Here is a 25054-nt window from a genome sequence, read left to right as displayed (position 1 = left end):
GGGCAAAGCTTCCCGGCGATTTTGGCTCGGGTGAAAGAGGCAGATCGGGCTTTGTAGTCTTTTAGTCTCGTTTTAGTCTTAATGACCTATCAACCCCTGAAGACAGAATGTACATTCGTAGGTTATAAGGAGTATTTCTCCCGAATATGAAACGATTTGCCACTATTTTGCGTTATACTTAGAAACCACATATTTTCCGTCTGAATCGAAAATGTTTTTATTTCATCAAATAAAGTGAAAAAACATATGATAGTTCAGAATGTGTTCTGGAGGTTTTGATCATGGGGAAAATAAAAGTCAAGCTCACGGTGCTGATGATTTTGGCCGCCGTGCTGGCAGGGGGCTTCTACTATTTAAAAAACGGAAGCATGCAGGATGCTTCAACAGCGCTCAGTCAAACGGTCTCATCCGGAGAAAAAGACTATACCATTCATCAATATAAAATAACTAAAATTGATGGTACTGAGTACCACGGAATTGCTGATAACGGAACAAAAATTATTTTTGATGCGAAAAATCTCGATCAGGACTTGTCCGATATTAAAGAAGGAGACAAAGTCAAAGCATATTTCAGCAATTCAAACAGAATCGAAGGATTGATAAAAGTCGTCAAGGTGACGAACTAACGGCCCTCTGCCTGCAGAGGGTTTTTTCTATAGAAAGCGGTTTTCATTGCAATTTCGACATCGGGCCGCTATAATACGCATAAGGACAAGAAAATATCGATTGTATCCTTCGGGGCTGGGTGAAAATCCCGACCGGCGGTAGTAAAGCTTTGGAGACGCTTTAGAGCCCGTGACCCGCTCTGCGCTATGCAGGCGGTGGATTCAGTGAAAAGCTGAAGCCGACAGTGAAAGTCTGGATGGGAGAAGGATGATGTAAACTATGTGAAAAATATTGTCATGCATAGTTTTATTTCTCATGCACAAAAATTAAACCCCGGAATGTATATTCCGGGGTTTTTTGCGTGAAGCTTACAAAAGAAGGGAGGGAAGGAATTGAAGGACGAGGATTATATGAATCTCGCATTAGAGCTGGCAAAACAGGGCGAGGGGCAGACCGGCGCCAATCCGCTTGTCGGAGCTGTCGTCGTAAAGGACGGTCAGGTTGTCGGAATGGGGGCCCACTTACAATACGGTGAAGCGCATGCTGAAGTGCACGCCATTCAAATGGCGGGGCGCCATGCAGAAGGAGCTGTGATATACGTCACGCTTGAACCTTGCAGCCACTACGGAAAAACGCCGCCATGCGCGGAGCTGATCATTCGCTCCGGGCTCAGCAGAGTCGTTGTTGCTGCCGAAGATCCGAACCCGCTTGTTTCCGGAAGAGGAATCAAGATGCTGCAGGAAGCCGGAATTGAAGTGACGACAGGTGTTCTCAAAGAGCAGGCGGAAGAGCTGAACGAAAAATTCATGCATTTCATGCGGACGGGACTGCCGTATGTTACATTAAAGGCCGCTGCAAGCCTTGACGGCAAAACGGCTACAAGTACAGGCGACAGCAAATGGATCACCTCCAGTGAAGCCAGGATGGATGCTCATAAGTACCGAAAAAATCATCAGAGTATTTTAGTCGGTGTGGGCACAATAAAAGCGGACGACCCGAGTCTGACGTGCCGGCTGCCCGATGTGGTGAATCAGCCGGTCAGGGTGATACTCGACACCAGCCTGACGATTCCGCTTGACGCCAAGGTGATTCATGACAAAGAAGCGCCCACTTGGATTTACACGACATCCAAGGCCGATCCAGACATCGTCCGCCATCTCGAGGAAAAAGGCGTTCAGATCATTGTTTTCGACAACGAGTCGATTTCAGTAAAGGAAGTGCTTCAGCATCTGGCGGAAAACGGCATCGCTTCTGTCTATGTTGAAGGCGGATCGACCGTTCATGCAAGCTTTGTCAAAGAAGGACTTTATCAGCAGATCATCTTCTATCTTGCCCCAAAATTAATCGGAGGGTTTTCTTCTCCCAGTGCCATCTCCGGTGAAGGCTTTCAATCGATGAAAGATGTCCCCTTATTACAATTCACAACCATTACGAAAATCGGCCAGGATGTAAAACTGGCAGCTAAACCGATAAAAGAATAGGGTGGTGGCCCATGTTTACAGGCATCATTGAAGAAGTCGGAACGATTTTAGACTTGAAAAAGGCAGGAAACGCCATGTCTTTAGTCATTCAATCAAACATAGTGACCGAAGATGTCAAGCTTGGCGACAGCATTGCGGTCAACGGAGTCTGCCTGACCGTCAATGATTTTAAAAAAGGTCAGTTTACCGCCGACGTCATGCTGGAAACGCTGAAAGCGACATCGCTCGGCACATTGAAAAAAGGCAGTGCCGTCAACCTGGAAAGGGCGATGGCGGCGAACGGCCGTTTTGGCGGCCACATGGTGTCGGGGCATGTCGACGGCACGGCAACCATTGTCCGGATAGAAAAAGCGGAAAACGCCGTATACTATGATTTAAAGCTTGATCCAGCATTGGCGAAAATGCTTGTTATAAAAGGCTCCATCGCCGTTGACGGCGTCAGCCTGACGATCTTCGGATTGACCGAGGATCAAGTCACTGTCTCGCTCATTCCGCACACACTGGATGAAACGATTTTTCCGGAAAAAAAGGTCGGAAGCATCGTCAATATTGAGTGCGATATGATCGGCAAATACATTTACCGGTTTCTTCACCAGCAAAATCAAGAACAGCAGACACCGACAATCACTGCAGCATTTTTAAAAGAAAACGGGTTTTGATGAAAGGAGGCGCATGCCCATGTTTCATACAATTGATGAAGCGATACACGATCTAAAGCAGGGGAAAGTTATCATCGTGGTCGATGATGAAGACAGGGAAAATGAGGGTGACTTCGTCGCATTGGCCGAACATGCGACACCAGAGGTGATCAACTTCATGGCATCCCATGGAAGAGGCTTGATTTGTGCGCCGCTGACCGAAGAGATCGCGTCAAGGCTCGACCTTCATCCGATGGTGGATGAAAATACAGATGCTCATCACACCGCCTTTACGGTCAGTGTGGACCACCGTGAGACAAAGACAGGAATCAGCGCTCAGGAGCGCTCTTTGACGGTGATGTCGCTGATCGACGAAAACGCCGGCCCGCTTGATTTTAAAAGACCGGGGCATATTTTCCCGCTGATCGCGAAAAAAGGCGGCGTGCTCAAAAGAGCAGGGCATACGGAAGCGGCCGTTGACCTTGCGGCGGCGTGCGGTTCCAAGCCTGCCGGCGTTATTTGCGAGATCATGAATGAAGATGGGACGATGGCGAGGGTTCCGGAGCTCAAAAAAATTGCTGATCAGCACGGTCTGAAAATGATTACGATCAAAGATCTCATCGAATACCGATACAGCAAAGGAACGCTGATCAACCGCGAAGTAGGCATCACGCTTCCTTCAGATTTCGGCACCTTCAAGGTGTTTGGCTACACAAACGAAATTGACAATAAAGAGCATATTGCCCTTGTCAAAGGGGATGTTCCGTTTGGTGACGAACCTGTGCTTGTCAGGGTTCATTCAGAGTGTCTGACGGGCGATGTTTTCGGCTCTCACCGCTGTGACTGCGGTCCGCAGCTCGCCGCCGCGCTGTCGCAAATTGAAAAAGCCGGCCGCGGCGTCCTCGTATATTTACGGCAGGAAGGAAGAGGCATCGGTCTGATCAATAAGCTGAAGGCCTACAAGCTTCAGGAGGAAGGCTATGACACCGTACAGGCAAACGAACAGCTTGGCTTTCGTCCAGACCTGCGAAATTACGGCATCGGCGCTCAAATCTTAAGGGATCTAGGCGTGAAAAACATGAAGCTTTTAACGAACAATCCGCGGAAAATTGCCGGTCTTGAAGGCTACGGTTTAACAATCGCCGGCAGAATTCCGCTGCAGATGGAAGCGAACAAAGACAACGAACATTATTTAAAAACGAAAAAATCAAAACTGGGGCATATGCTTCATTTTTAATACAGAAATCATCACAAAAAAGGACGGGATTCATATGAATAAAATTGAAGGCCATGTAGTTGGAACAGATTTGAAAATCGGCATTGTCGTATCAAGATTCAACGATTTTATTACAAGCAAGCTGTTAAGCGGTGCAGAAGATACGCTCTTAAGACATGGGGTCAAATCTGATGATATCGATGTCGCCTGGGTTCCCGGTGCATTTGAGATTCCATTGATCGCGAAAAAAATGGCTGAAACGAAAAAGTATGACGCGGTGATCACGCTGGGTACGGTGATCAGGGGGGCGACAAGCCATTATGACTATGTGTGCAATGAAGCGGCAAAGGGAATCGCAGCAAGCGGCATGTCGACTGGTGTTCCGGTCATCTTTGGAGTCGTGACGACTGAAACGATAGAGCAGGCGATAGAACGCGCCGGAACGAAAGCCGGCAATAAAGGCGCTGAGGCTGCTGTTGCGGCGATTGAAATGGCAAACCTGACCCGGTCGCTTCAATAATTGCCGAAAAAGAGTTTAAAAAGGTATTAAAAATGTTTATAATGTGATGTGAAGCGACTAGCCTTCGTAAGATCCACATTTTGATATATTGAGGGGTATTTATGTTAATTCGTTATAAAAAGTCATTCGAAAAGATTGCGATGGGTCTCCTTTCGTTCATGCCGAATGAGAAGGATGTCAAGCAGCTTCAGCAGACAATAAAAGACTATGAAACGGACGCTGAAAGACAGCTTTTCCTCTGGAAAGAAGGCGAGGATATCGTCGGCTGTGTAGGAGTAGAAAAAAGAGAAGAAGAAGTTGAAATTAAGCATATCAGTGTAAACCCGTCTCACCGTCATCAAGGAATCGGCAAAAAAATGGTATCGGCCGTTTCGCAGATGTTTGACCCAAAACCGCTGGTTCCGAATGAATTAACGAAAGGATTTTTTGAACGCTGTCAGGATCACGAAAATGAAGACATCACATATAACAAATGAGCAGAGGCTGCTATCGGCCTCTGCTCTTTTTTCGCCGCGCGATTTCTTTTTCCCGTTCGGCCAGCACTTCACTCCGGTCTCTCAGCCGGTGTTTATCGATGAGGAAGGCGTCCTGTACAACGCTTGTCCGCCCCCATGGATAGGATTGCTGTTCGCATTTTTTTCGGCATCGCTCCTCAAGCGCCTTGTCTGCAATGGGAAGCATGATGCTTTCGTAAGGAGAATGCGATTCGATTTTTCGGTAAGTATGCTTTAGCAGGCTGATGAGCCGGCTGTAGTCTAATCCGAGTGATTCAACGGCCGTCTGCTCGCCTTCGAGAATGCGGATGCTGTTTGCCATTAACCTTTTCGCGCCGGTGAAGTTGTTTCTCCGCTGATGGTAGAGGGCGACGGCCAGCTGGATCAAACCGACCCAGTAAAGCTTCCGTGCTCCCGGAGGTTCTTTTTTCCAATGTTCCTCCAAAATTTCATGGCACTCAAAATAATCCCTTGATCCATGAAATTCAGCCAGATAATCGATGTAAGCTTCGGGATACATCCGACAGCCTCCTTTTCTTTTCCGTTCAAGTGTATCACAAGAACCCGGCAAAGAAAAAACGCGAGGGAGTGCCCGCGAGTTTTTAGGAAAATGAGCGTCCGTTTATTGCGGACGCTCATGGCGATCAGCCGTTTTTATATTAATAGATCCATGCGGCTCCTACAATAATTAACAAAATAAACAGAACCACAATCAAAGCAAAACCTCCGCCGTAGCCGAAGCCTTGACCGCTCATGCTGTTCCCTCCTCTATTTAAGAATTCACCATATTCTATGTGTGTATTTCTCAATTTGTATAGGCGGATGCCTCCCGAGGCTTTGTAAATTATATTGGACTTCGGATAGACGCGTAATTTATACTTAAGGGTAGCCAGTTTAGGCCGGCAAAGAAGCGATTGTGAAAATGGTGAGAAATGATCATGGAATATCAGGTGAAAATCGAGGCGTTTGAAGGACCGTTGGATTTGCTTTTGCATCTTATCAATCGGCTCGAGATAGACATTTATGACATACCTGTTGCGAAGATAACCGAGCAATATTTATTATATGTGCATACGATGCGTGAGCTTGAGTTAGATGTAGCGAGCGAATATTTGGTGATGGCCGCCACCCTGCTCAGCATTAAAAGCCGGATGCTCCTTCCGAAACAAGAAGAAGAGCTGTTTGATGAGGAGTTTCTTGAAGAGGAAGAGGACCCGAGAGAAGAATTGATTGAAAAATTGATAGAGTACAGAAAGTACAAAAGTGCGGCGCAAAATTTAAAAGAGCGTGAAGAAGAGCGGCAAAAATCGTTCGCCAAACCGCCGAGCGACTTAAGCAGCTACGCCAAGGAAATCAAGCTGAGCGAACAAAAGCTTTCGGTAACGGTTTATGATATGCTCGGCGCATTTCAAAAGGTGCTGAACCGGAAGAAAATCAGCCGTCCTTCGGAAACGAGGATTTCAAGGCAGGAAATCCCGATCGAAGAAAGAATGGCGCAAATCGTCGACAATTTGAAATCGGCCCGAAAAAGAATCAACTTTACGGAACTGTTTCCGTATGAACAAAAAGAGCATTTGGTCGTGACGTTTTTAGCGATATTGGAGCTGATGAAAAATCAGCTGATCATCATTGAACAGGAACATAATTTTTCAGATATTTACATCACAGGGAGTGAAGCGATTCATGACGCTTGATATCGTGAATTGGAAGGCCATTGTCGAAGCGTTGCTCTATGCGGCGGGAGACGAAGGCCTTACCAAAAAACAGCTGTTATCCGTTTTGGAAATCGATGAAACAGAGCTTCAGGATATTATGCACGACGTAAAGGAAAGCTATGAACAGGAAGACAGAGGCATTGAGCTTGTTGAATACGCAGACACTTACATGCTTTCGACAAAAAAAGAATTTGCCGTCTATTTGAAAAAGCTGATCGAAGCTCCTTCAAAAGGGCTTTCCCAGGCGGCGCTTGAAGTGTTGGCCATCGTCTCATATAAACAGCCGATTACAAGGGCTGAAGTCGAAGATATAAGGGGGGTTAAATCCGAACGGATTCTCCAAAGCCTTGTCGCAAAAGCGCTGCTCTGTGAAGTAGGACGAGCGGATGGGCCGGGCCGGGCGATTTTATACGGAACGACAGACACATTTCTAGAGCAGTTTGGATTAAAGGCGCTTGAAGAACTTCCGCCGCTGCCTGAAAACGTCGAAGAAGACGGGGTGCAGGAGGAAGCTGATTTATTCTTCGAGAATTTCAATCAGACGTTTGAAGATTTAAAATAGATTCACCTTAAGAACGAAGTATGATAATATATATTATCGTATTTTTTATGTTTAATTTAAACGACGTAAGAATACGATTGTAACAAAGCGATGAGGAGAGGGTGCCGACACCAATGGGAAAATCTATGGCAAGAGCCCAAACCGAGCAGGCAGAGGAATTTTTATCACAGGCTGTTCAGACGCTGAGCGATTATTTGAACGAAACAACGCTTTCATCTCTGGAAACGGAAGAACCGGGACGAAGCGCCTATTTCCGGGATGTCCTCAGCAATTTAAGAAAGCTTACGGTCTACTGTGAAGAAGGACTTTCAGCCTGTCGAGTCATGCTGCAGCAGGAGCCTTTTCGGGATGCTGCGGCGGAAAGGACGCTCTATCAGATTTATCATCGATGCATAGAGGAATTTTTTACACCGAAAAAAGAAACGTGGTATGAAGACAGCAGAGCAGCTTATACGGGAAGGCACGCCATTCGCTTTCACGAACCAGCGCCGGCCTCATTAAAAAAATTGATGGCTTCTCTTGAAACGGGATACCAATCGATGAGAGAAGAATTGGAATACTATGCAACGGACTATCAGATGAAGGTGGTTCATCCAAGATAAAATTACCCGAACTCTCCCTTTTGAGGGGGAGTTTTTTCATGCGATTTTTTAAGAATTGCACATTTGATGATCATATCGGTTAGACAAGCGCATAAACTTGTACAAACAACAACAAGGACGTGAGAAAAATGCGCTTTCTAAAACGAACTGCAGCAGCGGCCATTCTTTTTTTTCTTTTTTTCTCTTCTTTTCAAATCGCTGAAGCAGAGGCTTCCATTCATGTCAGCGCAAAAAGCGCAATTGTCATAGACGGTCAATCCGGCAGGGTTTTATTTGCCAAGGATGAACATGAAAAGCGGCGCATTGCAAGCATCACGAAGATCATGACGGCCATTTTGGCGATCGAGTCGGGAAAATTGGAGGATACCGTGACAGTCTCAGACAGGGCTGCAGGTACGGAAGGTTCTTCCATATATTTGACGAGCGGACAAAAAGTTAAGCTAAAAGACCTTGTATACGGTCTCATGCTGAGATCGGGAAATGACGCCGCCGTGGCGATTGCCGAACACGTCGGCGGCAGTCTTGAAGGCTTTGTGTATATGATGAATCAAAAAGCGGCCGATCTCGGGATGGAAAACACCGTGTTTCGCAATCCCCACGGTCTTGATGATCATGACGGCCATTATTCAACCGCATATGACATGGCGCTTTTGACAAAATATGCGATGACAAATCAGACATACCGAAAAATCGCCGGAACAAAGCATTACAAAGCGGAAACGATGCAGGGAATCTGGAGAAACAAAAACAAGCTTTTAACAGGCTTGTACCGCTACAGCACAGGGGGCAAGACGGGGTACACAAAGCTTGCAAAGCGCACGCTCGTATCCACTTCCTCTAAAGACGGCACAGATCTGATCGCGGTCACGATCAACGCTCCTGATGATTGGAATGATCATATCAATATGTTCAGCTATTGTTACGATCATTATAAAACGTATGTTGTTGCCAAAAAAGGAGAAATTCACAGGCTGCGGGATTCGTTTTATGGAAGCAAAGTTTTTATTAAACGCGATGTCAAGTATCTCTTAAGCGATGAGGAAAAAGACGAGGTGAAGATCGACTTAGAACTTCTCGAGCCGAAGAAATCTTGGCGGAAAAACGAAAAAGCGATTCCGGACATCATTGGCAGGATGAAGGTGAAACTGGACGGAAAAACGATTGCCGACCTGCCTGTGTACTATGAAAATGAACGGAACAAAAAGCCGAAAAAATCGTTCCTTGATACCTTTCAATCTGTTTTTAAAAAAGCGGCGGGCGGTCCATCATGGTCAATATAATCTGGGTCGGTTTAACGGTCATCGGTCTTGTGTTTGCGCTTGTGAACGGAACGGTTCAAGAAGTGAACGAAGCTGTATTTAAAGGAGCGAAAGAAGCGGTCACCATCGCGATCGGACTGATGAGTGTCCTGGTCTTCTGGCTGGGGCTGATGAAAATAGCCGAGCAGTCCGGGCTCCTCGACAAATTCAGCCGCATGTGCCGTCCGTTCATTTCAAAGCTGTTTCCTGATATTCCTCCCGACCATCCGGCGATGGGGTACATTTTATCCAATTTAATGGCCAATTTTTTCGGACTTGGCAACGCGGCGACACCGCTCGGCATCAAAGCGATGGAACAAATGAAGGCGCTCAATCAAAACCGCGCCGAGGCGAGCCGTTCGATGATCACCTTTTTGGCGGTCAATACGTCAAGCATTACACTCATTCCGACGACGGTGATTGCGGTCAGAATGACTTATGATTCAAAATCGCCGACAGACATCGTCGGACCGACGATTTTGGCGACGCTGATATCAGGAATTGTTGCGATTATCATCGACAGGTATTTTTATTATAGAAGAAAAAAGAAGGGGTGAGCGTTTGGAATTCATCAATTGGCTTTCTTTAGCCCTTATCCCGTTTATCATCGCCTCGATTCTTTTATATGGCACATTTAAAAAAGTTCCGACTTATGAAGCGTTTGTAGAAGGGGGAAAAGAAGGGATCCAAATTGCGTTTTCCATCATCCCCTACCTGGTCGGGATGCTTGTGGCGATCACGGTTTTCCGCTCCTCCGGGGCGCTCGATTTTTTTATGGATATATTGAAACCCGTTTTTACTGCCGTCGGCATGCCGACAGAGGTCGTGCCCCTCGCCTTGATCCGGCCGATTTCAGGAACGGCGGCGCTCGGCATGACGACAGATCTGATCGCCGTTTACGGGCCTGATTCGTTTATCGGCCGTCTTGCCTCCGTCATGCAGGGATCGACTGACACGACCCTTTATGTCCTGACCGTCTATTTTGGGGCGGTTGGAATCAAAAAAATGGGGGATGCTTTAAAGGTGGGCCTGCTTGCCGATTTAGCGGGTGTCATCGCTTCTGTCATCATTGTTGCCTTGTTGTTTGGAAGCGCCTAAACAGGCGCTTTTTTTGCTTTTTGGCCAAAACTGTTTTACTTTTGGGCTGAGAAAGGATACATTAAAGGGCGGAGTTCAGGTTTTTACGCGAACAAGCCGCACTGAATGCTTGTTTGTTGAATTGGAAAAAAGTAAGATAATACATGAGGTGAAAGATATGGAACGACTGCAAAAAGTGATCGCTCACGCCGGAATTGCATCAAGAAGAAAGGCGGAAGAGCTGATAAAAGAAGGAAAAGTGACGGTCAATGGCAAAACAGTCAGAGAGCTCGGCGTCAAAGTGACGAGTTCAGACCGGATAGAAGTAAACGGCATTCAGCTTGAATCCGAAGAGCCGGTTTATTTCCTCTTTTATAAGCCGAGGGGCGTGATTTCCGCGGTGAAAGATGATAAAGGGCGGAAAGTGGTGACCGATTTTTTCCAAGAGGTTCCGCAGCGGATTTACCCGATCGGACGGCTCGACTATGATACAAGCGGACTGCTTCTGCTGACGAATGACGGGGACTTCGCCAATAAATTGATGCACCCGAAATACCAGATCGACAAAACGTACGTGGCCAAGCTGAAAGGCATCCCGGCAAAGGAAAACTTAAAAACGCTCGAGCGCGGCGTCAAGCTTGAGGAAGGAAAAACCGCCCCGGCTAAAGTGAAACTGCTTTCGCTCGACAAGAAAAAGCAAACCAGCATCGTCCAAATTACCATTCATGAAGGACGCAACCGGCAAGTGCGGAGGATGTTTGAAGCGATCGGCCATGAAGTGGTCAAACTGAAAAGGGAGGAATACGCCTTTTTGAATCTGCAGGGGCTGAAAACGGGAGAGAAGAGAGAGCTGACACCGCATGAAGTAAAGAGGCTCAGGGCCATGGCGGAACACGGCAAACATGCTTTCTAAATTTTCACACAACCTTCAAAAAAAGAAAAAAGGCAGTCAGTATCAGGATGCTATAATGATACTGAGTGTCTAAATGAGGGGGCGGAATATGAAGAAAAAGCGTTTTTACATTCGGACAGTCATTCTCCTTGTTTTGCTGGCGGCGCTTGGCTATACGCTTTACAGCGCTGTATTTCAAAACAACGAAAGCGCGGCAGTGGGGGAGAAAGCGCCCAATTTCTCGCTGGAGGATGTGGACGGAAACCGTCTCAAGCTGGACGAACTAAAAGGCAAAGGGGTCTTTTTAAACTTTTGGGGAACGTGGTGTGAACCATGCAAAAAGGAATTTCCTTATATGGCTAAACAGTATAAGGAGTTTAAGGATCAAGGAGTGGAGATCGTTGCCGTCAATGTCGGGGAATCAAACCTTGCCGTGCAAAACTTTATGAAAGCCTACGGCGTCAATTTTCCCGTGGTGCTTGACAAGGACAGGCAGGTGGTGGATGCGTACGATGTCACCCCGCTTCCGACCACATTTTTGATCAACCCGGAAGGCGAGATCGTCAAAGTGGTCACAGGGACAATGACGGAGCGCATGATCCATGATTACATGACAATGATCAAGCCTGAGGGATCATCATGATGAAAGAAATCAAATGCGAATGCGGTCATGTAAATCCGACAGGAACCGTTCTGTGCGAATCGTGCGGAAAGCCGCTGAAAAAACAGGACGCCAAACTCCTTGATATGCGATATGACGGCAGCGCGAGGCGCTCCCAAACTTACAATAAAACGATTGTAGATAAAATTTGGAACTTCTTTTCATCTGTAAAGGTCGGCGTCTGGCTGATCGTGATTACGCTCACCGCTTCGGCTTTCGGAACGATTTTTCCGCAGGAAATGTTTTTGCCGCCGGGTGCGCAGGCTGATACATATTATGAAGAACAATACGGACTATTGGGACAAATCTATTATCTTCTCGGGTTTCACAACCTTTACGGCTCATGGTGGTTTATCATCCTCGTCGCCTCAATCGGCGTTTCCCTGGTCATTTGCAGCCTTGACCGCGTCGTCCCGCTGTACAGGGCCTTGAAAAATCAGGGAGTGATCCGCAATCCGAATTTTATGGAGAGGCAGAGGCTGTTCAGCCGGACCGATTCCGTCATGTCTGAAAGCGTGAGGACGCAAATCATCGAGCGGCTGAAACAAAAGCGCTACCGCGTGAAGGAGGAAAACGGCAACCTGTTTGCTGAAAAAGGGCGTTTTTCAAGATGGGGCCCTTATGTCAATCATGTCGGTCTGATCATTTTCCTCATCGGTGTCATGCTTCGTTTTGTTCCGGGTATGTATGTCGATGAAACCCTTTGGATCAGGGAAGGGGAAACCGTCCCTATTCCGGGTACGGACGGCCGCTACTATCTGAAGAACCACCAGTTTAAAAGGGAAATGTACAAGAGTGAAAAGGAAAAAGAAGTATTTTCGGAAGCGATCAATAAAGCCGGAGACGGAATGGTGGCGAAGAATTTTCAGACAGATGTCGAACTTTATGAAAGTGAACATGCCAGCCTTCCCGGTGAAGACCCTGAATTAAAAAAAGTGAAAAACGACACGATCAGAGTCAACGATCCGCTGAAATTCGATTCTTTTGCGCTTTATCAGCTGGATTACAGGGAAGGCGAGCTCGACAAGATGGTGTTCCAGCTTATCGAAAAAGACAGCGGGAAATCGTTCGGCAAGGTGTCGATCGACCTTCTGGAGCCGAAGTCGGACTACGATCTTGGCAACGGTTACAAGGTGCATCTCGCAAGCTATCTGCCAGATTTTTATTTTAATAAAGCCGGTGAACCGAGCACGAAAACGAGAAATCCGAACAATCCGGCTTTCGTTTTTCAGATCACCGCGCCGGACAGGCCTAAAGGGGAAAAGAGCTTTGTAGCGATTCAGGAGACGATAGAAGGCTCTGACAACAACAAATACAAAATGAAGTTTGACCATGTTGAAACGAAGAACCTCTCAGGGCTTACGGTCAGAAAAGATTTGACACTATGGGTGCTCATGACAGGCGGCATCATCTTTATGATCGGTGTTATACAAGGTATGTATTGGCACCACAGAAGGATTTGGCTCAGAACGCAAGACGGACAGGTGCTCGCCAGCGGACATACAAACAAAAACTGGTACGGGTTGAAAAAAGACTTTCAGACAGTACTGGCGGACACGGGGATAAGCGAACCGGCCGACCAAAAAGAACTGTTGAAGGAAAAAAAATAAACGCCAGCATAGGGAGGGGTTTTCATGGCAGAGCTTAGCGGCAATTTATTGTACGCGGCATTTCTCTTGTATCTCGCAGCGGTCTTCTTTTTTGGCGGCTCAATCAGAAGCAAAACATCAGCGCCAGTAAAAAAGAACCGGTGGGCATCCATCGCCGTTTTGATCACGATCGCCGGATTTGTATGCCAGCTGGGATATTTTATTGCGAGATGGATCGCATCAGGACATGCTCCGGTCAGCAATCTCTTTGAATTCACAACGGCATTCAGCATGATGCTGGTACTGGCCTTTCTCATCATCTATTTTATTTACAAGCTTTCCGCTTTGGGGCTGTTTACACTGCCGGTTGTCCTGCTTTTAATCGCATATGCCAGCATGTTCCCGACTGATATTACGCCGCTGATACCATCGCTGCAAAGCAGCTGGCTGTATATTCATGTGACAACGGCTGCGCTCGGGCAGGCGATACTCGCCATCAGCTTTGTCGCCGGCGCCATCTTTCTGCTCAAGCATGTCGATCAATCAAAACCGGGTAAAAAAACGTTCTGGCTTGAGTTTGTGATGTTTATGCTCGTGACGACGCTTGCATTCATCATTGTAACCACCGCATTCAGAATAGGGGGTTATGAGGCGCAGTTCAAGTGGATCGATAAAAACGGTCAGGAAGATGTCATGGTTTACGAGCTTCCTGCGCTCATCGGCCCGAATAAGGGAGAGCTTTTGACAAAGGAAAAAATGGAGCCGCTTTTCAATGTGCCGCCTGTTTTTTCCGGGCGCAAGCTGAATACGGTCATTTGGTCATTCGGTGCCGGTATGTTGCTTTACGGCTTGATCAGATTGATCATCAGAAAACGTGTCAGCCAGCTGTTACAGCCGCTGGTGAAGAATGTGAATCTCGATCTTGTCGATGAAATCGGCTACCGCTCCGTATCCATCGGTTTTCCCGTTTTCACGCTGGGCGCGCTTATTTTTGCGATGATTTGGGCGCAGCTGGCCTGGACCAGGTTCTGGGGCTGGGATCCAAAAGAAGTATGGGCGCTGATCACCTTTTTATTTTATGCCGCCTATCTGCATCTCAGGCTTTCAAGAGGCTGGCACGGGGAAAAGTCGGCATGGCTTGCCGTGATCGGTTTTGCCATTATTATGTTCAACCTTATTTTTGTAAACCTTGTGATCGCAGGGCTACATTCGTATGCATAACCATTGAAGGCAATGGAAGGTTCAGGAGGTTCCTGAACCTTCCGGATGTTTTTTGTCAAATGGAGGAATAATCTCAGCTTGGATTACTATCATTTTTCTAATAAAATGAATGTAAGAAGATTCAATTCAGGAGGTTTACGATGGAACAGACAAAAGAGACAAAAATATTAGTAGTAGATGATGAGGCAAGAATCAGACGTCTTTTAAAAATGTATCTTGAAAGAGAAAATTATGTGATTGAAGAAGCCGAAAACGGTGATGAAGCCATCGAAAAAGCGCTTGGCAACCACTATGATCTGATCCTGCTCGATTTGATGATGCCGGGTACGGACGGTATCGAAGTGTGCCGCCAAGTCAGAGATAAAAAAGCGACACCGATCATTATGCTGACGGCAAAAGGGGAAGAAGCCAACCGGGTGCAGGGATTTGAGGTCGGTACAGATGATTACATTGTCAAGCCTTTCAGCCCGAGGGAAGTGGTGTTGAGGGTCAAAGCGCTCTTGAGAAGATCATCGCAAACCTCTTATCTCAATACGGATACAACAGCAAAGAATGTTCTTGTTTTTTCTCATTTGTCCATCGACCATGATGCTCACAGAGTCATGGCAGACGGAACAGAGGTCAGCCTGACCCCGAAAGAGTATGAGCTTCTTTACTTTTTGGCAAAAACCCCTGATAAAGTTTACGACCGCGAAAAGCTGCTCAAAGAAGTTTGGCAGTATGAGTTTTTCGGGGATTTAAGAACGGTCGATACCCATGTCAAACGTTTACGTGAAAAACTGAACAAAGTCTCTCCGAAGGCGGCCAAAAAAATCGTCACAGTGTGGGGTGTCGGTTACAAATTTGAGGTCGGAAACGAATGAAGTTTTGGAAGAGTGTCGTTGGTAAGCTCTGGTTTACCATCCTTCTTTTGGTTTCATTTGTCTTATTTATTCTTACCGTTTTTCTGCTTGAATTCATTGAAAACTACCATGTCGATGAAGCGGAGGCCGATCTGACGAAGCTCGCCAGCAAAGTGGCTGTGATTATGGAAAACCACAAAGACCAGGAGGTCGCCAGGTCCATCTCATGGGAGCTTGCGGATGAACTGACGAGTATCGCGATCATAAAAAGTGATGATGAATATTGGAATTCTCCGCGCAAAAATGAAAAGGTGTCCCAGATCACTTTAAAGGAAATCAAACGGGATTCCGATTTGAATGATGCGCTCACCCATCATCAAAAAGTGCAAAAGCGGCTGGCCCTCAAAAACCATAAAAACGATCAGCTGATTGTCGGTGTTCCATACGGGAAAGGCGATAACGGGGGCATGGTGTTTATTTCCCAGTCGCTTCTCGCCGTCAAGGATACGACACAGCATACGACAAGATATATCCTTTTTGCTGCGGCGATCGCGATCGTTTTGACGACGATCTTCGCGTTCTTCCTGTCAAGCCGGATCACTTACCCGCTCAGAAAAATGCGGCAAGGTGCACAGGATTTGGCCAAAGGAAAGTTTGACACGAAAATTCCGATTTTAACGCAGGATGAGATCGGCGAGTTGGCGATCGCTTTTAACCAAATGGGACGCCAGCTGAAGTTTCATATTACGGCTTTAAATCAGGAAAAAGAGCATTTATCAAACATTTTAAGCAGCATGGCCGACGGTGTGATCACCATCAATATCGACGGCACGATCCTTGTCACCAACCCTCCGGCAGAGCGCTTTTTGCAGGCGTGGTATTATGAGCAGAACATGAATGTAAAAGAGGGACATGAGCTGCCTCCCGAAGCGAGGGAACTGTTTCAAAACACCGTCAGCACGGAAAAAGAACAGATGATTGAAATGACGTTGCAGGGAAGGTCATGGGTGCTCTTAATGAGCCCGCTTTACAACCAGGCACATGTGCGCGGAGCTGTCGCCGTCTTGAGGGATATGACAGAGGAACGACGGCTCGACAAGCTGAGAAAAGATTTTATCGCCAATGTCAGCCATGAGCTGAGAACACCGATTTCGATGCTCCAAGGGTACAGCGAAGCCATAGTGGATGATATCGCCAGCTCTGAAGAAGAGAAAAAGGAAATCGCCCAGGTGATTTATGATGAATCTTTGCGAATGGGCAGATTGGTAAACGACTTGCTTGATCTTGCCAGAATGGAAGCTGGACATATTTCCTTAAATGTGGAAACTGTTGAGCTCAAAGAATTTTTCGAGAGGGTGTTCCGCAAGTTTTATGGAGTGGCAGCAGACAAGGAGATCACCCTCTCCCACAATCTCGATTTGCAGGAAGCGCAATTTGAGTTTGATCCGGACAAAATGGAGCAGGTACTGACCAATCTGATTGACAACGCGTTGCGCCATACAAATGCAAGTGGCACCGTCCATGTTGAAGTGCAGTCCGCCGCAAGCGGCTTGAAGACTGCCGTAAAAGATTCGGGAAGCGGTATACCGGAAGAAGACCTTCCGTTTATCTTTGAACGCTTTTACAAAGCCGACAAAGCGAGAACAAGGGGAAAAGGCGGAACAGGTCTCGGACTTGCGATCGTCAAAAACATCGTCGATGCGCACAACGGATCGATCGCGGTCCACAGCAGGCTGAATGAAGGAACGACATTTACGTTCTATATTCCAAGAAAAAGGAAAGATGCTGGCCAAATTTGACGAAGAATATTGTTCCATAAGAAACAGAGAGCACCTGTTCATTTCGAACAGGTGTTTATGTTTTTCAGCAAAAATGTAACCAATTTGTAAACATTCCGCTCACCTTGAAACATTTAGGTCTTCGTTGTCGTTAAAAGAGTGAGAAGATGAAAATAAAACGGGCGGAGAATGCGAAAAGCCGGAAATTTTCATAGTCGTAAGTGCATATGGAAATAGTCGTTTCCATTCTGATACCCTATAAAGGCAGTCCGTTTTTTTCTAAACCGTAAAGTCCGCTTCCGCTTAAAGCGGGAGTATGGCAGCCATCCCCTATTGATTGGGGAGGAATGAATCAGGTGGAGTCCATCTAATGAAGACTTTAGCCTGGATTTATGTATAATCTCTATAGAAGGATGCAATGCAAAATAAGCGCATGAGACAGGGAATGAGTGATGTTTAATGGATAAAACCAAAATACTAATTATTGAAGATGATGAACCAATCGCTGATTTGCTTTCTTACGGGCTGGCGGCGGAAGGGTTTGAAACGTGTACTGTCAATAGCGGTTCGTTAGGAATGAGTAAAATAGATCAATCCAAACCTGATCTTCTGCTTCTCGATTGGATGCTGCCGGACTGCAGCGGATTGGATATTTGTAAAAAAGTAACCGAGAGCTACAATATTCCGATACTAATGATCACAGCAAAGTCAGATATCACGGATAAAGTACTTGGATTGGAATTCGGGGCCGACGATTATATTACAAAGCCGTTTGATCTGCGCGAAGTTGTGGCCCGAATTCGTACGATTCTTCGCCGTCTCGAACAAGCTCATCATTTGAATGAGCAGGAAACGGTAAAAGAGGATGTTATTCGCTTTAAAAATATTGTGATTGTTCCAGGTGAAAGGCTTGTGACAAAAAACGGAACGGCAGTCGAATTGACTCCTAAAGAATTTGATTTGCTCATGACTTTGATTGGCCATCGCGGAAAAGTTTTCACGCGTTCAGAGCTTTTGGAATTCATCTGGGGATACGATTTTGCCGGGGATACACGTACAGTTGATACCCATATTCAAAGACTCCGTAAAAAGCTTGATGCAAGCGACTTGATCACAACGGTGTTCGGCATCGGATATAAATTCGAGAAGCAGGAGGAGTAGAGCGTGTTACGCACCATCAAGGGCAAGTTTATTGTGGGCTTTTTTCTGATTTTTTCTCTCTCCTTCCTTGTGCTCAATCACACGGTCAAGAACGTCATTTGGTCGAGTAATGAAAACATTGTGACATCGGATTTGGTCGAATTGAAAAAAAACAGTACCGTGTATGTAAACCAAGCATTTTTAATCAATCATTATAAAAACAATGAACTTTATTTTGGCGATATGGCCGATGAAATGGTGGATAATTTAAATCACTCTACAGGAAGCAATGTCGGTGTTTATACCGTGGATGGCACTTTGCTGTCTTCTTCCGACAAAAAGGTGTTTTCCGAAGGAAGTGATGATGATCTTAAACAGGCTATCAAAGGAAAGACCGCCTATCATATCACCTATGATCGAAATAAAGCGGAGGTATTTTTCTCATATCCAGTTGTCATTGACGGAACAAAAGTAGGCATATTGCGTTTTTCGAAAGATTTTGACCTGCTCTATAAGCAAAGCGGAGAGATTCTCGATATCGTTTTTTACATCGCCCTTGCCATATTTGTGGCGGCGTTTCTTTTCTCCTATATCCTCTCCAGACATATCACGATTCCGCTCGTGAAGCTGACAGAGGCTTCATCACAAGTCAAAAAGGGCAAGTTGGATGTGGATATCCACTTTCAGAGAAAAGATGAGATTGGCCAGCTTGCCGTCAATTTCAATGATATGATCAACAGGATTAAAGAACAGATTTCAACCATTGAAAGGGATCGGGATCGCTTAAAGGAACTGAACGAGCAAGAGAAACGCTTTTTTGACAATATGACGCATGAGCTGAAAACACCTTTGACTTCCATCCAAGGATATGCCGAGATCATAAAAGCAAAAGGGGAAGCGGATCGGGCATTTTTTGATAAAGGAATGAACCACATTGTTGAAGAAAGCCGGCGCCTGCACAATTTGGTGATCAAGCTTCTTGAAGTATCCCGGGAAGTGTCCAAGGATGATCAGTTTGCCAGAATCGACGCAGGGGACATTTTAAAAGATGTTTGCGAATCGATGAAGTTTCGGGCGGAACGGTATAAGAAAACGATCACCTGTGGCATTGAAGAAGATCTATACGTTCACGGTCAGGTGAATAGGCTGCGCCAGCTTTTTATCAATTTGCTGGACAATGCGATCAAATACAGCTTATCCCATTCGGAAATCATCATTAAAGCCGGGATCGTTGGAGAAAAAGTTCTTTTTACGTTCAAGAATCCGAGTGCTCCATTTGAACATAACCAACACTCTAAAATGTTTCAGCCCTTTTATTCGGTCAACCAAAAGATCACGGAAGAGGGAAGTGTAGGTTTGGGATTAAGCATTGTGAAAACAATTGTTGATGAACACGGAGGAACTATTGAGATGTTCTACAAGGAAAACGATACAACGATTCAGGTTGAATTAGCTTACGCAAAGGTTGAGAAATAATGAAGAACAAACCATTTATCATATGGGCAGGGGTGCTGTTGTTTCTCGTTATTATCGTGTCCAGTTATAATGTGGGAAAACGCTCGGAAACCATTATTATACCAAGCAAGGAAGAGAATGTTCAGAAGAACCGCCCCTTTCAAGTAAAAACAATATATCGCCTTCCAAGAGCAGATCAGTTGCTTGGATGGTCTTCATCGGACTCCGTCGTTGGGTTTTTCAAGGGAGATGAGACATCTGAACGTGCAAAACACCGTCTTCAGCGTCTATCCTCCCCTTATGAAAAAGCTGAAAATCTGCAAGGGATTGAAAGCAATACGTCCAACCTAAAGGTGTCTCCGGACGGAAAGAGTATCGCCGGGGTAACCGTGTCATCAAATAAGGCGTCAATGAATCTGATCTCGTTGGTAAACGGGAAAAAAACGGAAATCGCAAGTTTCGCCTCAAGCAGTGAGGTTTATGTCCAAGATGTTTCATGGTCAAATAACAGCAAATACGTTTGTTATCTAGTCATAGATGCCGGGCAAGATGGTCAGACTAGCCTTCATGTTTTCGATACAGATTCCAAAACGCACAAAACGTATTTATTGAAGGGTTTTGCCGAGAAAGATTCGCTTACGGGAGTTCACATCTCTGATAATGGACGCGGCTTGCTGCTTACCGTGTTACAGATGGGGAAGAAAGAAAGCATCATGATGGGAACCGTTAACGGCAATCGCATCGATATTCAGGACAAGCGTCAAAACAGCCTTGGCGAGCCTGTTTGGTTAAACAATGATCAATTTGTATTCCTCGGTACCGGGGAAACCCTGTACGAATACGATCGCCGAAACGGCGAGCTTTCTGCTCTGCTCGAAAAAGTAGCCGCGTTCACATTTTCAAATGACCGAAAGAAAATCGCTTACTTTTTGAATGATAAAGACAGTATTTATGCAGGTAAGCTTCAAGGAAAAAATATCCTGTATGAAGAACCGGTATACCACGGCACCATACCGTCAGAAATATATTGGAGTCCCGATGGCAACAGCCTGCTCGTGAATGCGCAAAACCAGTATTCTTCTACGGAAAGTGCTTCAGCGCGATTTTTTGATGATCAAGCTTATATCATCACATTTAAATAACCGATTGTTCTCTAAAAAACCTTATTTCAGTTCATACCGAAATAAGGTTTTTTTCTTACCTCGTGATGTTCTCCTGTTGATTACGATCACATCATGTCAAACAGGGTAATAAGTCCTTGTTTTTTATCCCCGAAAAAAATGATGTTTCCCTTCTTTTTGTGACATTTTGTTTACAAGTTGGTCGAACTTCTGCGATATCTTCCCCTTATATTAAAAGAGCATCCTTCTTAGCAAACTTTGTTTTTAATCAGCAAAACTAAAAAATTGTCATTTGTATGTGACGAGTTTACAAGAAACCTAGTGATCATATCTACAGTCAAGGAGTTGGAAAAAGTGTCGAATTCACCAAGAAAAGTTCATAAATTGAACAGGCTAGGAAAAATAGTGTTGGGTATGCTGACTGTCCTGGGTGTGACTTTGTTATGCATGTCTTGGAATGCACTTGCAGGTTCAAAGCAGAAGTCAATAAAAGGAAGTGCCGCCGCTTCAGAGCAGGTGGCGGAAAGGAGCAAACATACAGCAGAGAAAAAGGAAAGTAAACAAACACCGCCGGAAATCGGAAAGGTCGTCTATTTGACATTTGATGACGGGCCAAACCCGGCTGCTTCAGAAAAAATTCTAAGTTTGCTCAGTCAATATCATGCAAAAGCGACGTTTTTTATGTTAAAACCTAATATCGAACAAAATCCGGAAATCGTGAGGAAAATGGTGGAGAACGGCCACTCCGTTGGGTCACACGGAGTGACGCATCAAGTATCGAAAATCTATCAATCTCCCGAAAGCTTTGCGGCAGAAATGAACGATACGCTTAAAACGATCAAAGAAACAGCAAACGTCAACACACATTTGATCAGATCGCCATATGGATCAAAGCCTTATATTACGGGTCCATTTCAGGCAGTCATTAGGCGTGAGCATTTTAACATTTGGGATTGGACGGTTGATTCAGAGGACTGGAAGTCTGCAAATACAAATGGTCAATTCGTCAATAATGCGATTCAGCAAGTCAATAACCTGACCGGAGTTGAGCCGCTTGTCGTATTAATGCATGAAAAACCGACGACTGCAGCGCATTTGGAAAAATTATTGAAATACTTACAAGAAAACGGGTATGAAATGAAAGCCATTCACGATTCGATAAAGCCGGTTCATTTTAGATGGAATTCATAAATCAACAATAATCAGAGAACGATAACGGTTTCGACTGCGGAAGCAATATGAGCAGGCATCGACAAGGAAGGGATAGTGAAAATGAGAAAAAGAAAATTAAAAATGAAAAATATAATATTGCTGGTTCTAGTTCTATTGATATCTAGTGGCGGTTTGGTGTCTTACGGCATTTACCGTAACGTGGCAAAATCAATCAGTCATATGTACGAACCTCTTCATCGTGAATCCGAGAAGGAGAATGCAGCTGCTTCACACGATCCGATATCCATTCTTTTATTGGGGATAGACGAGCGCCCCGGTGATAAAGGCCGTCCGGATTCGATGATTGTGGTCACTGTTAATCCGAAGACAAAAAAAACGACAATGACAAGTATTCCGCGTGATACGAGGGTATTTATAAAATCTAAGAATACCTTTTCCAAAATGAATTCGGCGTACACCTATGGCGGAATTGAAGGGACTATTCAAACTGTGGAACAATTTTTGAACATTCCCATCAATTATTATATCAAAGTAAATATGGAAGGGTTTAAAGATATTGTAGATGCGGTTGGCGGAGTTACGGTGAATAATCATATTGATTTTACCCTTGAAGGGGTGCATCTAGCAAAAGGGAAACAACATCTTGATGGTCAGACCGCTCTTGCATATGCCCGGATGAGAAAAGACGATCCCCGCGGTGATTTTGGACGTCAAGAGCGTCAGCGTGAGATTATCAACCAAATTATTCATGAAGGTGCACAATTAAAATCATTAGCAAACTATCAAGAGATTTTAACGGCATTAGAAAAAAACGTCAAAACGAACTTAACACTTGACAACATGATCGATATTCAAAGCTCTTATAAAGAAGCTGGTCAGGATATTAAACAAATAGAAATTGAAGGTGAAGATAAAAAAGTTGACGGCTTATGGTACCACCTGGTGACTGACGAAAAGAGAAAGGGGGTCTCAAAAAAGCTACGCCGACAATTGGATTTAAAGTCATAAACGGATAGAAATCAGTCCATGTCAAAGAATCCGCCAACTTGCCGATATGGAGAACGAAAGCGCACTTAGTGAAAACGAGGGTTCCTTATAAGCTTGGCACCTGTTCATTTAGAACGGGTGCTTTTATGCTTTAGTTTAGTTAAAATTAACCTTAACTTTATCAAAATCCCCTTCCATATTTCATATAACCGTAATATAGTTGTAATAGTTGTAATGTAACTTTTTTCGATTGACAAACGACAATAAATTGAACGGAGGGGTTTCCGGTGGAAGAAACCTTTCAGAAAATATATGATCAATACCATCAGGATTTATTTCAATTCTTATTTTATATGGTAAAAGACAAAAATCAGGCGGAAGACTTGGTGCAGGAAGTATATATCCGCGTTTTGAACTCATATGAGACATTTGAAGGCAGAAGCAGCGAAAAAACCTGGCTTCTTTCGATTGCCCGTCACGTCGCAATCGACTGGTTCAGAAAGCAGCAGACGATCCGCCAGCGGATTTTGGGGACGTTTGACTGGGATAAACAAGAGGTAAAAGACCGAAAGCCTCTGCCTGAAGACATCGTGATGCAGAGCGAAAATCTGAAAGAAATTTTTGCGGCGCTGGATAAATGTACGCTGGACCAGAGATCTGTCATTGTTTTGCGGTTCATTCAAGGCTATTCGATTTCAGAAACGGCGAAAGCCTTAAACTTTTCTGAAAGCAAGGTGAAAACGACTCAGCACCGCGGTCTGAAAGTGCTTCGTAAACAGATGGAGCTTTTGAAGGAGGATCAAAAGGATGAAGAAGTCAGAATGGAACGAAGAACGGCTAAAGGCGTTACTAAGCCAACTTCCAACGGTTAAGGATAACCGTTCGGCAAATCAGATCTATCAAAAGTTGGTTTTGGCACAGCCGAAACATAAATTGCCTAAAAAGCGGGCGGGCGCAGTTGCTGCGACGGTTTTAGTTCTCTTTCTTCTGATGCTGATGTCTCCTCAATTAATCGACCAAATCAGATCCCAAAACGGTTCTGACGCGAATATGCCCTCTGTGGTGCAGCCCCAAAGCGGCAAAAAGGAGATGGCCGATACCGCGGACACAGCAGTTTCAAGCACCTTTGTCGTCCCGCGCGAGCAAAAAGACAACTATATCACCTTTGCATTTGTTGATGATTCCAAGTCTGTCGTTGTGCCGATCAGCCTTCGTAAAAACGTCGCCATCAATGATATGGAAGATGCATTGGATGCCTACACTCGGCTGGATGTCGACCAGTTTACATCATTCAACACTTCCTATCTTGATCAGGTGACATTCAGCGAAGAGAAAAAGAGCAAAAAAGTGACGATCCAAGTCAATGAAAAGATCCCCGGGCTTTCTGAAGAGGATTTCAATCTGTTGAGGGAAACCATCAATCAAACCTTTAAATGGGGGTCCTATGACTCTGTATTGTTTGTGTCATCCAACGGAGGCGAGTCTGGCGCTGAATACGATTCTTTTGGAATGGAGGCAGACATTGCGATCACACATCAGGGGCAAAGAGGCTATTTTTTATATGAAAGTTCTGACGGCAAGCGATTTCTCGCACCGTCACAAGAATCGTATCAAAGTATAGAAGAAGCGGTCAAAATGATGCAAACAGCGGAAAGCGGCTCTCATTTAAAATCGATTATAACCGGAGATAAGCTCATTCAAGATGTTCAGGAAAAAGGAAAAGAGCTTGTCATCCAATTCTCATCCGCTGCAGACATTCAAAATCAAACCGATGACATCTTAATGGTGGAAGGTCTGCTCCTGACAGCAAAGGACTTTGGATTTAATCAAGTCAGATTTGAAAATGCGAAAATCGACAGGATCGGAAGCTATGACTTGTCAAAATCTGTACAGGTTCCATATGCGCCGAATCCGATGACGATAGAAAACTGAAAAGACCCCGTATGGGTCTTTTTTTGATGTATAAAAAGAATGGATTTGGAATTA

General features: G+C 45.1%; 27 protein-coding genes and 1 riboswitch. Of the genes, 25 read left to right on the top strand and 2 right to left on the bottom strand.

From position 1 onward, the window contains the following. Positions 1 to 281 precede the first annotated feature (281 nt). The 6 genes from ACINLD_RS07325 to ACINLD_RS07300 all read left to right on the top strand — a co-directional run bounded on the left by ACINLD_RS07325 (position 282) and on the right by ACINLD_RS07300 (position 4937). The gene (locus ACINLD_RS07325) at positions 282 to 626 is read left to right on the top strand and encodes a hypothetical protein (protein ID WP_026587678.1); all 345 of its coding nucleotides are present in this window, start codon (positions 282 to 284) and stop codon (positions 624 to 626) included. A 101-nt stretch (positions 627 to 727) separates the two neighbouring features. After that, a riboswitch (FMN riboswitch) is annotated at positions 728 to 878 on the top strand. 138 nt (positions 879 to 1016) lie between these two features. Beyond that, positions 1017 to 2087: a bifunctional diaminohydroxyphosphoribosylaminopyrimidine deaminase/5-amino-6-(5-phosphoribosylamino)uracil reductase RibD gene (ribD, locus tag ACINLD_RS07320; RefSeq protein ID WP_142246149.1), complete on the top strand. Its 1071-nt coding sequence runs from the start codon at positions 1017 to 1019 to the stop codon at positions 2085 to 2087. 11 nt (positions 2088 to 2098) lie between these two features. After that, entirely contained in the window at positions 2099 to 2746 is a 648-nt protein-coding gene (gene ribE / locus ACINLD_RS07315; RefSeq protein WP_077736559.1) for a riboflavin synthase, read from the top strand. 19 nt (positions 2747 to 2765) lie between these two features. Continuing rightward, positions 2766 to 3962, top strand: a complete 1197-nt coding sequence (locus tag ACINLD_RS07310; RefSeq protein WP_077736560.1) for a bifunctional 3,4-dihydroxy-2-butanone-4-phosphate synthase/GTP cyclohydrolase II — start codon at positions 2766 to 2768, stop codon at positions 3960 to 3962. A 34-nt stretch (positions 3963 to 3996) separates the two neighbouring features. Beyond that, on the top strand, positions 3997 to 4461 hold the full coding sequence (gene ribE, locus ACINLD_RS07305; protein ID WP_026587674.1) for a 6,7-dimethyl-8-ribityllumazine synthase: 465 nt from the start codon (positions 3997 to 3999) through the stop codon (positions 4459 to 4461). A gap of 101 nt (positions 4462 to 4562) precedes the next feature. Then, entirely contained in the window at positions 4563 to 4937 is a 375-nt protein-coding gene (locus tag ACINLD_RS07300) for a GNAT family N-acetyltransferase (RefSeq protein ID WP_026587673.1), read from the top strand. A 10-nt stretch (positions 4938 to 4947) separates the two neighbouring features. On the opposite strand, the gene ACINLD_RS07295 is transcribed toward ACINLD_RS07300, so the two are convergent. Both ACINLD_RS07295 and ACINLD_RS07290 read right to left on the bottom strand, forming a co-directional pair. Next, positions 4948 to 5475 (bottom strand): DUF309 domain-containing protein, encoded by a 528-nt coding sequence (locus ACINLD_RS07295; RefSeq protein ID WP_077736561.1) that lies wholly within the window; start codon positions 5473 to 5475, stop codon positions 4948 to 4950. 139 nt (positions 5476 to 5614) lie between these two features. Next, entirely contained in the window at positions 5615 to 5710 is a 96-nt protein-coding gene (locus ACINLD_RS07290) for a YjcZ family sporulation protein (RefSeq protein WP_077736562.1), read from the bottom strand. Positions 5711 to 5890: 180 nt separating this feature from the next. Between ACINLD_RS07290 and ACINLD_RS07285 the strand changes: the two genes are divergently transcribed. The 19 genes from ACINLD_RS07285 (at position 5891) to ACINLD_RS07195 (ending at position 25000) form a co-directional block, all read left to right on the top strand. After that, a complete protein-coding gene (locus ACINLD_RS07285) occupies positions 5891 to 6649 on the top strand; it encodes a segregation/condensation protein A (RefSeq protein ID WP_026587671.1) in 759 nt (252 codons plus the stop codon). After that, the gene (gene scpB, locus ACINLD_RS07280; RefSeq protein WP_026587670.1) at positions 6639 to 7232 is read left to right on the top strand and encodes an SMC-Scp complex subunit ScpB; all 594 of its coding nucleotides are present in this window, start codon (positions 6639 to 6641) and stop codon (positions 7230 to 7232) included. Before ACINLD_RS07285 ends, scpB begins: the two co-directional genes overlap by 11 nt. A gap of 113 nt (positions 7233 to 7345) precedes the next feature. Continuing rightward, positions 7346 to 7834, top strand: a complete 489-nt coding sequence (locus tag ACINLD_RS07275; protein ID WP_026587669.1) for a YpuI family protein — start codon at positions 7346 to 7348, stop codon at positions 7832 to 7834. A gap of 128 nt (positions 7835 to 7962) precedes the next feature. Then, positions 7963 to 9114 carry a D-alanyl-D-alanine carboxypeptidase family protein gene (locus tag ACINLD_RS07270; RefSeq protein WP_077736563.1) on the top strand — a complete coding sequence of 384 codons (1152 nt, stop codon included), beginning with the start codon at positions 7963 to 7965 and terminating at the stop codon, positions 9112 to 9114. Further along, complete coding sequence (locus ACINLD_RS07265) at positions 9102 to 9689, top strand: nucleoside recognition domain-containing protein (RefSeq protein WP_026587667.1); 588 nt, start codon at positions 9102 to 9104, stop codon at positions 9687 to 9689. The genes ACINLD_RS07270 and ACINLD_RS07265 overlap by 13 nt, the downstream gene beginning before the upstream one ends. Before the next feature lie 4 nt (positions 9690 to 9693). Further along, positions 9694 to 10230, top strand: coding sequence for a spore maturation protein (locus ACINLD_RS07260; protein WP_026587666.1), 537 nt, complete (start codon positions 9694 to 9696; stop codon positions 10228 to 10230). Positions 10231 to 10387: 157 nt separating this feature from the next. Further along, positions 10388 to 11122 carry a 23S rRNA pseudouridine(2605) synthase RluB gene (rluB, locus tag ACINLD_RS07255; RefSeq protein WP_026587665.1) on the top strand — a complete coding sequence of 245 codons (735 nt, stop codon included), beginning with the start codon at positions 10388 to 10390 and terminating at the stop codon, positions 11120 to 11122. A gap of 88 nt (positions 11123 to 11210) precedes the next feature. Continuing rightward, complete coding sequence (gene resA / locus ACINLD_RS07250; RefSeq protein WP_026587664.1) at positions 11211 to 11744, top strand: thiol-disulfide oxidoreductase ResA; 534 nt, start codon at positions 11211 to 11213, stop codon at positions 11742 to 11744. After that, positions 11744 to 13372, top strand: coding sequence for a cytochrome c biogenesis protein ResB (locus tag ACINLD_RS07245; RefSeq protein ID WP_026587663.1), 1629 nt, complete (start codon positions 11744 to 11746; stop codon positions 13370 to 13372). Before resA ends, ACINLD_RS07245 begins: the two co-directional genes overlap by 1 nt. A gap of 24 nt (positions 13373 to 13396) precedes the next feature. After that, positions 13397 to 14572 carry a c-type cytochrome biogenesis protein CcsB gene (gene ccsB, locus ACINLD_RS07240; RefSeq protein ID WP_077736564.1) on the top strand — a complete coding sequence of 392 codons (1176 nt, stop codon included), beginning with the start codon at positions 13397 to 13399 and terminating at the stop codon, positions 14570 to 14572. A gap of 140 nt (positions 14573 to 14712) precedes the next feature. After that, the gene (locus ACINLD_RS07235) at positions 14713 to 15435 is read left to right on the top strand and encodes a response regulator transcription factor (protein ID WP_077736565.1); all 723 of its coding nucleotides are present in this window, start codon (positions 14713 to 14715) and stop codon (positions 15433 to 15435) included. Next, positions 15432 to 17213, top strand: a complete 1782-nt coding sequence (locus ACINLD_RS07230) for an ATP-binding protein (protein ID WP_026587660.1) — start codon at positions 15432 to 15434, stop codon at positions 17211 to 17213. Before ACINLD_RS07235 ends, ACINLD_RS07230 begins: the two co-directional genes overlap by 4 nt. A gap of 438 nt (positions 17214 to 17651) precedes the next feature. Next, complete coding sequence (locus ACINLD_RS07225; protein WP_026587659.1) at positions 17652 to 18353, top strand: response regulator transcription factor; 702 nt, start codon at positions 17652 to 17654, stop codon at positions 18351 to 18353. A gap of 3 nt (positions 18354 to 18356) precedes the next feature. Beyond that, complete coding sequence (locus ACINLD_RS07220) at positions 18357 to 19808, top strand: sensor histidine kinase (protein ID WP_077736566.1); 1452 nt, start codon at positions 18357 to 18359, stop codon at positions 19806 to 19808. Continuing rightward, positions 19808 to 20929 (top strand): WD40 repeat domain-containing protein, encoded by a 1122-nt coding sequence (locus ACINLD_RS07215; protein WP_179115714.1) that lies wholly within the window; start codon positions 19808 to 19810, stop codon positions 20927 to 20929. The genes ACINLD_RS07220 and ACINLD_RS07215 overlap by 1 nt, the downstream gene beginning before the upstream one ends. A gap of 333 nt (positions 20930 to 21262) precedes the next feature. Beyond that, positions 21263 to 22099, top strand: coding sequence for a polysaccharide deacetylase family protein (locus tag ACINLD_RS07210; RefSeq protein ID WP_077736568.1), 837 nt, complete (start codon positions 21263 to 21265; stop codon positions 22097 to 22099). Between the two features lie 72 nt (positions 22100 to 22171). Next, positions 22172 to 23089, top strand: coding sequence for an LCP family protein (locus tag ACINLD_RS07205; protein WP_077736569.1), 918 nt, complete (start codon positions 22172 to 22174; stop codon positions 23087 to 23089). 266 nt (positions 23090 to 23355) lie between these two features. Then, the gene (gene sigX / locus ACINLD_RS07200; RefSeq protein ID WP_026587654.1) at positions 23356 to 23940 is read left to right on the top strand and encodes an RNA polymerase sigma factor SigX; all 585 of its coding nucleotides are present in this window, start codon (positions 23356 to 23358) and stop codon (positions 23938 to 23940) included. Beyond that, on the top strand, positions 23876 to 25000 hold the full coding sequence (locus ACINLD_RS07195) for a hypothetical protein (RefSeq protein ID WP_026587653.1): 1125 nt from the start codon (positions 23876 to 23878) through the stop codon (positions 24998 to 25000). Before sigX ends, ACINLD_RS07195 begins: the two co-directional genes overlap by 65 nt. The last annotated feature ends 54 nt before the right edge of the window (positions 25001 to 25054 follow it).

Source organism: Bacillus sp. z60-11 (genome assembly GCF_046464135.1).
Lineage (GTDB): Bacteria > Bacillota > Bacilli > Bacillales > Bacillaceae > Bacillus > Bacillus sonorensis_A.
This window is presented reverse-complemented; position numbering and strand designations above follow the sequence as displayed.

Bases quoted from the DNA above. Each gene is read 5' to 3' on its own strand.
- ACINLD_RS07325 (WP_026587678.1), top strand. From the start codon at position 282: ATGGGGAAAATAAAAGTCAAGCTCACGGTGCTGATGATTTTGGCCGCC.
- ribD (WP_142246149.1), top strand. From the start codon at position 1,017: ATGAATCTCGCATTAGAGCTGGCAAAACAGGGCGAGGGGCAGACCGGC.
- ribE (WP_077736559.1), top strand. From the start codon at position 2,099: ATGTTTACAGGCATCATTGAAGAAGTCGGAACGATTTTAGACTTGAAA.
- ACINLD_RS07310 (WP_077736560.1), top strand. From the start codon at position 2,766: ATGTTTCATACAATTGATGAAGCGATACACGATCTAAAGCAGGGGAAA.
- ribE (WP_026587674.1), top strand. From the start codon at position 3,997: ATGAATAAAATTGAAGGCCATGTAGTTGGAACAGATTTGAAAATCGGC.
- ACINLD_RS07300 (WP_026587673.1), top strand. From the start codon at position 4,563: ATGTTAATTCGTTATAAAAAGTCATTCGAAAAGATTGCGATGGGTCTC.
- ACINLD_RS07295 (WP_077736561.1), bottom strand. From the start codon at position 5,475: ATGTATCCCGAAGCTTACATCGATTATCTGGCTGAATTTCATGGATCA.
- ACINLD_RS07290 (WP_077736562.1), bottom strand. From the start codon at position 5,710: ATGAGCGGTCAAGGCTTCGGCTACGGCGGAGGTTTTGCTTTGATTGTG.
- scpB (WP_026587670.1), top strand. From the start codon at position 6,639: ATGACGCTTGATATCGTGAATTGGAAGGCCATTGTCGAAGCGTTGCTC.
- ACINLD_RS07275 (WP_026587669.1), top strand. From the start codon at position 7,346: ATGGGAAAATCTATGGCAAGAGCCCAAACCGAGCAGGCAGAGGAATTT.
- ACINLD_RS07270 (WP_077736563.1), top strand. From the start codon at position 7,963: ATGCGCTTTCTAAAACGAACTGCAGCAGCGGCCATTCTTTTTTTTCTT.
- ACINLD_RS07265 (WP_026587667.1), top strand. From the start codon at position 9,102: ATGGTCAATATAATCTGGGTCGGTTTAACGGTCATCGGTCTTGTGTTT.
- rluB (WP_026587665.1), top strand. From the start codon at position 10,388: ATGGAACGACTGCAAAAAGTGATCGCTCACGCCGGAATTGCATCAAGA.
- resA (WP_026587664.1), top strand. From the start codon at position 11,211: ATGAAGAAAAAGCGTTTTTACATTCGGACAGTCATTCTCCTTGTTTTG.
- ACINLD_RS07245 (WP_026587663.1), top strand. From the start codon at position 11,744: ATGAAAGAAATCAAATGCGAATGCGGTCATGTAAATCCGACAGGAACC.
- ccsB (WP_077736564.1), top strand. From the start codon at position 13,397: ATGGCAGAGCTTAGCGGCAATTTATTGTACGCGGCATTTCTCTTGTAT.
- ACINLD_RS07235 (WP_077736565.1), top strand. From the start codon at position 14,713: ATGGAACAGACAAAAGAGACAAAAATATTAGTAGTAGATGATGAGGCA.
- ACINLD_RS07230 (WP_026587660.1), top strand. From the start codon at position 15,432: ATGAAGTTTTGGAAGAGTGTCGTTGGTAAGCTCTGGTTTACCATCCTT.
- ACINLD_RS07225 (WP_026587659.1), top strand. From the start codon at position 17,652: ATGGATAAAACCAAAATACTAATTATTGAAGATGATGAACCAATCGCT.
- ACINLD_RS07215 (WP_179115714.1), top strand. From the start codon at position 19,808: ATGAAGAACAAACCATTTATCATATGGGCAGGGGTGCTGTTGTTTCTC.
- ACINLD_RS07195 (WP_026587653.1), top strand. From the start codon at position 23,876: ATGAAGAAGTCAGAATGGAACGAAGAACGGCTAAAGGCGTTACTAAGC.